Source organism: Pseudomonas sp. NMI760_13, assembly GCF_021283245.1.
Taxonomy (GTDB): domain Bacteria; phylum Pseudomonadota; class Gammaproteobacteria; order Pseudomonadales; family Pseudomonadaceae; genus Aquipseudomonas; species Aquipseudomonas peradeniyensis.
Genome location: NZ_JAJSRC010000056.1, coordinates 1 through 9,350, shown reverse-complemented (window position 1 = coordinate 9,350; position 9,350 = coordinate 1). Strand labels below are relative to the sequence as shown.

General features: G+C 63.4%; 3 protein-coding genes. All 3 read right to left on the bottom strand.

What is annotated here, in order from left to right:
* Positions 1 to 638: filamentous hemagglutinin N-terminal domain-containing protein (locus LU671_RS28840; protein ID WP_232857789.1), on the bottom strand; the 638-nt coding region annotated here is incomplete at its 3' end.
* A 485-nt stretch (positions 639 to 1,123) separates the two neighbouring features.
* On the bottom strand, positions 1,124 to 1,516 hold the full coding sequence (locus LU671_RS28835) for an SMI1/KNR4 family protein (protein WP_232857788.1): 393 nt from the start codon (positions 1,514 to 1,516) through the stop codon (positions 1,124 to 1,126).
* A gap of 19 nt (positions 1,517 to 1,535) precedes the next feature.
* The coding region (locus LU671_RS28830) for a hemagglutinin repeat-containing protein (RefSeq protein WP_269806856.1) at positions 1,536 to 9,350 on the bottom strand (7,815 nt) is incomplete at its 5' end.

The window sequence follows — 9,350 nt, the reverse complement described above, 5'->3', positions numbered from 1 at the left end:
AAGCTGTCGACGTTGCTGGCATTGATCCCCGCGCCTTCGATGGCGATGTGGCCCTGGTCGACCTGGTAACGGGTCAGTTGGCCGTTCTCGATCACCGGCTTGCCGGTGCTCAGCGTGGCCTGTGGCGTATTGATGAAACCGCAGCCATCGCAGGTGATGCCGTGGGGGTTGGCGACGATGACACGCGCCGCATGCCCGGCCACCTCGGTATAGCCACTCAACTGACTGGCGTTGGCGCCATTGACCTCGTTGAGAATGACATTGGCCGCCGCCCCCTGCAGGTTCGGGTTACCAAGGATGATCCCGCCCAGCTGGGTGGCCTGGGTACGCTCGGTGGCGTTGTTGAGGATCAGCCCCTGCTGGCCGACGTTGTAGTCGCTGAACTGGTTGTGCGACAGGCCGCTGCCGTTGGGCGCGGCGATGTTGACGATCGGCACGCCGTTGCCCGCCTGGCCGAGGCTGGTGCCCGGCCCGCTGACCACCACGCCTTCGGCGGCTTGCGCCCACAACGGCTGCCAGAACATGGCATTGGCCAGCAGGAAGGCCAGGCCACGCTTGGGCAGCCCGCAGAAGCGCTCGCGGGGCTGAATTGCGGCCGAGCGTTGGCGGGCCAGGAAGGCAAACAGGCGAACGTCCATGTCAGGTCTCGTGAATCAGGCGGTCAGATGACGAAGTCCAGGCGCAAGTACACCGGGCATTCCTTGTCGGTCAGCATGTCGGGGCGTTTCAGGCTGTGGGCGAAGGTAGGCACGCAAGCTCGCCCCCGCCGACAACGCACAGGCATCATCCAGTGCCTGGCCCTCGAAAAAAGAGCGCGAGATGTTATTTTGCCATCACGGAAACGTCAAATAAATATCGTCAAAAAACCGTGAAACCATCTACTGCCTGTTCCAGCAGCCACCCAAGCTGAAGCTCCAGGCAGCCAGAGGCCACCAGCGCACTGCATCCAGGGCTATCGAGGACGTCGGAAGGGAAGAAATCGGTGCCATGCCTCATCTGGGCATGCGCACCGCAAGAAGCCACACAGAGGAGAGAAGAACTGGCCGCAGCGGCCAGCAAGGACCCGCGAATCGAAACCGGGAGACACCGCCTGGTGATTCCCGGCCCTTGCAGTTCACACGGACTACAAGTCACCCAACAGTTCGCGTATGAACTCGGAGAAACTGTCCGCCACCTGATGGGCCTCACGGCTCACCGGGTCGATATCGACAACCACCCAGCCATTGTTCGTGTCGAACCCTGAGCAGTAACCCTGCAGGTCATCGCCGAACAGCAGGATGCCTTCCAGGGCGTTGTCCCCATCCTCATCGTAGACCTGGTCAGGCGTGAGCAGGCCTTCGTACAACATATAGGCCGCCTCACCCACTTCCCCCCATCCAAGCTCCCTGATGAACGCCAGGTAATCGGCCGGCACCTGCGAATGGGGGCCAGCCAGCGCCGAGAGCACCTGCGCTTCGGCTGTCGTCAGTTTGGAAAGGGGGCCGGACACCTTGTCCGGCTGCAGATCGTCATACATTCCCATTCACCCTGCCCTCTTATCGTGATGTGAAGATTTCCCTGCTCACGCTGTCTTTCCCATGGATGCCACCTTGATGCTGGTCGGGGAAGCGTGCCGGGTGCATGTTCCACCATTCGTTAGGTCCGCCGAACCCACTTTCGATGATGTGGTGCGCATCGTAGGGCTGTCCGGCCTTGCGCACCACCTTTGTTCCATCCTTGCTCATCACGTTCTCGGTGTAGCGGGGCCACGTCTGGCCTGTCTTGGTTTCCCATTGGCCGATCAGCTCGTCCTTGACCTTGTTGAACTCGCGTCGGTGTTTCTGGGTTTCCTTGGGCGTGAGCTTGGTGTAGTTCTTTTCGCGCAAGGCATTTGCCAGGTTGTCGCGTTGCTCGGCGGTGACCTTGAGGCCCGTGTGCGCCTCCAGCTCATTGAGATAACGCCGTGCCTGGCTGGAAAGCTGGGTGAACGCCGATGTCGGCCCCTTGGGCGGCACATCGCCGGCAGGCGGCTCGTGCGGCTTGCGGGTATCCGGCACATCCAGGTGAGATCCCGGCCCATTGCTCCCTTCATGGTGGGTGCCGCCCTTGCGTCCTGGTATGGCGCCCATGATCACGCTGGTGATCAACTTGCCACCGCCAATCAGGAAGTCGCCACCTTCCTTCTTGTCGAGGTCGTCCTCTCCCTCCATGCGCTCGGCAATGTATTTGCCAACCTTCGCCACGGCCTCCTCGACCTTGGCATTGAAGTCCTTGCCCAGCTCCGTCTGGTCGATCACCTGGCTGACAGCCAACTGGATGACAGCCTTGGGGCCTTGCAGCATGGCAAGTGCCACGGTGACCGCCTCGGCCCCATCCGGATGCGCGTCCAGGTACTCGTTGATGGTCGAGACATAGGTCAGCGTCCATTGGACGCTGTCGCGCTCCGCCGTGACATGTGTCGTGTCTAGCTGCAGAGCCCCCAGATTTCGCTCAAGCTCGCGGGTGAAATCCTGCGACTGCTCGAACACATGCTCAAGGTTGTTGAGCTGCTGCAATACCTGGGTCTGGAAGTCTTCCTTGCCCATCAAGGCCATGGCATCGCGTGGCGACATCCCTGCCAGGATCAGCGACTCGAGGGTGTTTTCCGCCAGCGCCCGGCCCGCGACCGCAACAGCGCCGCTGTCCATTGGCCGCCCGGTCATGCGCTGGTAACGATTGACCAGGGCGTTGAGGGCATTGCCGGCCTGTTCGAAGTTCTTCAGCGCCGTCTTGTCGTAGTCGAGCAGCCCATCGCTCCATTTCTGCAGCGTCTCCTTGGGATTCAGCACATCGTGCAGCGAGCTGTCGGTCACATAGAGATCGGTGCGCGACTCCTTGTCCCGCGTGATTTCGTAGGCTTTGTCGAGGTCACGGTTCAGCCCGACTGTGGAGTCCTGGCCGGTCTCGGCGTCCTTGCGCACAGTGATATCACCTGCACCCACGGTGGCGCGGACGGTCTGCTCGCGGTCCTTTTCATACTCCCAGCCACTGACGCTCCAGCTGGTCTGGTTCTTCGAACCCTTCTCGCCGTTGCCCGCGTCTGCGGTGACCTTGCCGTTGGAAGGGTCCTGCTCGGCACTGGCCGACCCCTTCTTCCAGCTGCCACCCACGTTCAGGTAGTAACCGTGCTCCTTGTCCTTGCCGGCAATGTCGCTGAAGCCCAGGGTGCCGGTATCGAGCTTGAGATTGCCGTTGTCGGCGGCGATCAGCGCACCGTCGAGCTGGGTGTGGTTCTCGGTGCGGATATCGACCTTGTCACGCCCGGTGATGCGCGTCTGGTCCTCGACCCACTCGGTCTTGCCGGTGGTCTTGCCATAGCCGACCGAGCCACTGACACCGGCGCCCGGGCCCACGGTGACGGTGGCATTGATGTCGAACTCCTTGCCCTTGACCTTGCCGGTGTCGATGGCCGAGGCCACGTTGAGGTCGCCACCGACACGGCCGATCACTTCGTCGCCGCGTACCTGGGCACCCTTGATGTTGGTGTCCTTGCCACTGGTGAACTTCAGCTGGTCACCGGCATACACATAGGCTTGCTGATGACGCTGGGTTTCACGCTCCAGGTCGCCCTTGCCCATGTTGACGCTGGCGTAGACGCCCACACCTTCCGAGCCGAAGGTCAGGCCGACCTCGCCACCGCCGCTATGACGGTTCTGCTCTTGCTGGCTGTCGTTCTTGGCAGCGACGATGTTCAGCTCATTGCCGGCATTCAACTCCACATCGCGGCCGGCCTTGACCTGGCTGCCCACGATGTTCAGGTCATTGCTGGCGTCGAGCTTGATGTTGCCGCCGGCCTCCAGCTGCGAAGGCGTGGAGGTGCCCTGCTGGCCATCGGCACTGGCAGTGCCATGGCTGCCGCCGATGCCGACCTTGAAGCCGCCACTGGTACCACCATGCACGCCACCCCAGCTCTGCGACTGGTTGCTTTCCTGGCTGCTGCTGCCCTTGGCGACATCGATGTTGATATCCCGGCCTTTGATATCGATGTCTCGCCCGGCCTGGACCTTGCTGCCCTTGATATTGACGTCGTTGCCGGCCTGCATCTTCACATCGTTGCCGGCCTCCAGCGTCGAAGACCGATTGCTCTGCTCCACGCTTTGCTGGCTGCTGGTCTGCTTGCTGGTACCGATCTTGCCGTCTCCGGTGGGGCCGGAGAAGAACTGGCCGATGGCGTCCACGGTCTGCAAGGTGCTGGAACCCTTGCTGACGCCATCCTCGCCCTTGCCGGTATTGCTTATCGCATCCTTGGTACTGCCGGCGTTGTGTTTGATCGAGCCACTGACCCCCTGGCTCTCATACTCGCGTTCCTGCTCCTGGATACGCGTGTCACGGCCGGCATCGATATTGATGTCTCGTCCGGCGCCAAGGCTGATATCGTGCCCTGCCAGCAAGTCCGAACCGGTCTGGTTGATATCACGCCCGGCATTGATATCCAGGTCCTTGCCAGCCTGGATGCGACTGCCGGCAGCCAACTGCTCGCGCAGGCGGTCCTTGGCTTTCTCTTTTTCAACGCCTGCGAAGAAATTGGTACCGTTGTCGTCGGTGTCCGAATGCAGCCCGACGCTGCTCGACTTGGACCACTGCGTATCGTCACGCTGGTTCTGCGCCGCAGTGATATTCACGTCACGCCCGGCGTTCAGGCTGACATTGCGTCCGGCATTGATCCCGCTACCGAGCACGTTGATATCGCGTTCCGCCTCCAGGGTAGCGTCGCGCACGGCGACCACCTGGCTGCCGACACTGGTGCTGCTGCGCGCTTCATGCCCGGAGGTCTTTGCCGACGCAATCGACACCGAGGGGATCGAGACGTTTTGCACGCCCGGCAGCATCAGCGCTGTCGGCGACAGCATGTCCTTGGCCGAAAGCGAGAGCTTGAGCTTCTGCTTGTACTCCTCGCTGCGGCTATAGGCGGTGTCGTTGGCCGATACCAGATTGACATCGCCCTCGTCATCCACCAACCCGGCGCGCAGTTCCACATCGTTGCCGGCATTGGCCTTGCTCGCGCGCAGGCGCACATCGCTGCCCGCCGCCAGGACAATGTCGTTGCCGGCATCGAGCTCGCTGCCCACCTGGGTGGCGCTGGTCTTGAGCTGGCTCTTGCCGCTCTTCGACAGGCCGAGGAAGCCGGACTTGGTCTTCTTGCTGAACTCGCCATGCTCTTCGACGCCGGACAGCACCGCCACATCGCCCGTCGCGCCAATCATGAGGTCGCCGCCGGCCTTGAGCTGGCTGCCGATCACCGTGACATCGCGGCCGCCATCCAGGGAGATGCCGCCATAGTCCTGCTTGCTGACGTTGACGGTGAGATCACCACCGGCCTCGATCACCGAGGCGACGTTGGTGCTGTGGTAGCTCTCCTTCTGGTTCGAACTCTTGCGACCGAACGAACCCTTGCTCTTCTTGAGGTAGTAGGACGCACTTTCGTCCTGGGCGGAAGCGATGGTCAGGTCGCGCTCGACGTCGATGTCGACATCGCCCTTGCCCTTGACCTGGCTGGCGACGATGGCCATGTCCTGGCCGGCAGACAGCGACACGTCACCACCGGCCTTGACCGTGGTCGAGACCTGGGTGACCTGGTCCTTGGACTGGGTGACCTTCTTGCTGCGGCTGAAGCTGTGGGCTTCGTTGGCGGCGGAGGTCAGGTTCAGGTCTTCGCCCGCGGCCAGGGACAGGTTGCGGCCCGCATCGATCTGGCTGGCCACCGCGGTGAGATCACGGCCCGCGCCAATGCTCAGGTCGCGACCGGCGGTAACCGTCGCGCCATGCTGCTGCACGGTGTTGTTGCGCTGGCGGTTGCTGTAGAAGCCTTCGCGCTCCTCGACCGACAGCAGGCTGACATCGCGCCCGGCGTTGAGGGACAGGTCGCCGCCACTCTGGATCACACTGGCGACGTTGTTGATGTCCTGGCCCGCCTTGAGGCTGAGGCTGTTCCCGGCTTCGATACGGGCGGCGTTATCCAGGTAGTCCTTGTGCTGGCTGGTGCCGCCGAAGTTGGTGACGGCGCGCACCTGGTCGCGCTGGTTGAGGATGTCCCCATTGACCGCGGTCAGGCTCACGTCGCGCCCGGTGATGATGGCGCCGGCGCTGTTGCTCAGGTTGTTGCCGGCCAGCAGTTCCAGGCGCTCTCCGGCCTGGACCAGGCCGGTGTTGACCAGGTTGTTGCCAGCGGTGGCAGACAGGTTGCGGCTGGCCTGCAAGGTCCCGACGTTGGTCAGGTTCTCGCCGGCGATCAGTTCCACGTCCTGGCCGGCGATCAACGCGCCGTTGGGGGCAAGGCGATTGTTGGCCTGGGCCAGGTAAAGCACCGGCACCAGGACTTCCTCGCCGTTGACCTGGTGTTTTTCCATCCACACGATGTCATGGGTCAGCGCCGCCACCTGGGAAGCCGTCAGGCCCACGCCCAGGCTGAGCTGCAGTTGGTCCTTGCTGCGCAGGGCATTGTCCATCAGGTACTTGAACAACTGCTCGCCGGAGGTCTGGCCATCGATGAACTGCTGGCCAGTACGGGCCACCACCGCCTGCTGGATCAGACGTTGCTCGTAGAGGCCATCGCCCAGGCGCTTCCAGCTCTGGTCCGGATCGTAGCCCAGGTTGCCGAGCAGGTAGTCGGAGCTCATGAACTGCTTGAGGTCGGTCAGGACCGGGTTGGTCTCGATCAGGTACTTGTGTGGCTTGCTGGTGTATTGGCTGTCCGGCATACGGGTGACACCCGCAATGTCGGGACGTGAGTTGCTCCACGGGTTGCCGTTGGTACCGGGATGGCGCGGCACAGGGGTGGCGTCAACCGGCGCACCGCCCGGTGCGTAGACACCGATGGCACTTGCGTTGCCGCCCACGGCACCGCCCTGGTGGGCGATGCGGTCGATGTCCTGATGGCTCTGGCTCCCCGCACTGGCGTCCATGGCCTGCAGCGCGCCGGGCTGACCGCCTGGTGCCAGCGCCTGGCGGCCCTGGTTCGAAACCTCGGCAGTTCCCAGTGTCCAACCCTGCGGCGAGGCACCCGCGGTACTGCCCCCCTGGCCACTCAGGCGGAACAGTCCGTTCTGGCCGGTGGGCAAGGTGAAGCCGCCCAAAGCCAGGGGGTTGACCTGTTGTTGCGCCAGGTCAGGGGGAAGCTGGGCGTGAATACGGATAACCGTGTTACCGGCAGCGCCCGGCAGCTTGGGGTCAAACGCCTTGCCTGCCGGACCACTGACCGTCAGCCCTTCCTGGATGACGCTGTTGATCACGTCCCGGGTGGCATTGATGCTTACCCGGCCACCCGCCTGTACCACGGCATTCGCGGCACCGACCTGGGTGCCGTGCTCGATGGTGCGCTGGTCGTAGAACGTGACGCCTTGAATCTGCGCGGGCAGAGGCGCTCTCACATTCGGGTTGTATGCCGGCGCAATGTTCAGCGCACTGAGCGAGAAGCCGTCGAACCAGCTCTTCCAACCGATGACCGCGATGGTGTTGAAGTTCGCGGTACCGCCAAGTCGGGTGTAGGGCGTGATGCGTGACTCGTTCCAGTTGGCATCCCACATGCGCAATGTGCCAACGAGGTGTCTGTCGCCGTTACTGTTGGCCCTTGTGTATTGCGGGTCATTGGCTGCGTTGTAGCGCATCACCGCAGCAAAATACGGCATGGCGTACTTGACCTTGTCCACGCCTGACAGGGTGAACGACTTCAATACCGAATAGGTGCCCAGTGCCTCGCCCTTGTTGAGGAAGTTCTGCACATTGACCGTGATATCACGCTGTGCGGTGATCACCGAAGCCGAGTTCTCCAGCCGCCCCCCGAGCACGAACAGGTCGCGGCCAGCACGGATGGCGCCGGCGGGCGAGTCGATCTCGACCTTCTTCTCGTAGTACTCCTCAAGCACCATATGACCGCCGCCCGGACCGGTCTGACGCATGCCGATCGAGCTCCAGGTCGGGGCCCCCGTGGTCTTGAAGATTTCCTTGCGGTTCTCGATCGTCTGCGCATTCAGGCGCATGTCCCCGGCACTTTCCAGGCTGCCGGAGATGTTCTCCACCTTGCTCGCCAGCCCACCTGCGGCATTGCCCGCCACCGTCAGCCCAGCCAGGCTGTAGACGTCGCCATAGAAGTTGGTCAGGGTCCCGGTGTACAGCTGCATGTCCCCGCCACTGAACAACAGGCTGCGATCGTTGCGCAGGCTGCCGGTGGTCACGCGCACCAGCTGGTTGCCTCCCAGGGTCCCCAGGTTGTTCAGGCTGCCGGCATTGACCAGCAGATCACCTGCCGCACTCAGCCGCCCCTGGTTGGTCAGCAGGCCCGCCACGTTGACCGTGGTGTTGCCCACGCCGGTGATGCTGGCGTTGCCACCCAGGCTCATCTGCGCCGCGCTCACGCCCAGCGTACCCAGGCTGTTCACCCGCCCATTGGCGCTGCTGTAAGTGCCCCCCAGGTTCAGGCTGAGATCACCGTCACTGGCAATCAGGCCATCGTTGCTCCAGTTGCCGCCGTTGCCCACCAGGCTGTCGAATGCCAGCAACTGGCCGCCGGCGGTCTGGGTGAGGTTGTTGACGTTGACCGTCAGGCGCCCGGCCTGGATCACGCTGGCGTTGGTCCAGCTGTCGGCGGTCAGGGTCAGACCGCCACGGGTGATCAGATTGCCGCCAGCGCGGGTCAGGTTGAGCGTGTCGATGTCGAACACGCCCTTGCCCGCATGCAGCACCTTGCCGCCGACGTTCTGCAACACGCCGACGCCGAGCGTCAGGTCGGTATTACCGACTTCCACCAGCCCGGTGCGGTTGTCGAACAGGCCGCCAATGGCGAACTGGCTCTTGCCTGTGCTGCCCACGGCACGCAACTGGCCACCCTGGTTATCCAGGCTGGCGGCAGTGATGGCGAAAGTACTCGCGCTTTCGACGATGCCGCCACGGTTGTCCAGCGCGCCGCTCAGCCCGATGTCGATACGCTGGCCGACCATTTCGCCGCGCGCGTCGCCACCGTTGAGCAGGCTGGCGCCGTTGACCTTGAGCAGGCCGCTGGCGGAGATGCCGCCGTCGCGGTTATCCAGCTGCCCGGTGCGGATCAGTGCATCACCACCCAACGCCGCGATGCGCCCGCCGTGGTTGTCCAGACTGGCGCTCTGCACATCGAGGCCCAGGGCCTGGAGAACGCCGCGCTGGCCATTGGCGTCGCTGCCGTTGCGCAGTACACCGGTGGTGCGCACACCCAGCGACTGCTTGAGGCTGGCAAGGATGCCGCCGCGGTTGTCGAGGGTGTCGGCGGTCACGCTCAGTACGCCTTCCTGGGCGATCAGCTTGCCGCCCTGGTTGTCGAGCACGCCGTTGGCCTGCACGCTGATCGCGCCCTTGGCCTGCAC

Bases quoted from the DNA above. Each gene is read 5' to 3' on its own strand.
- LU671_RS28835 (WP_232857788.1), bottom strand. From the start codon at position 1,516: ATGTATGACGATCTGCAGCCGGACAAGGTGTCCGGCCCCCTTTCCAAA.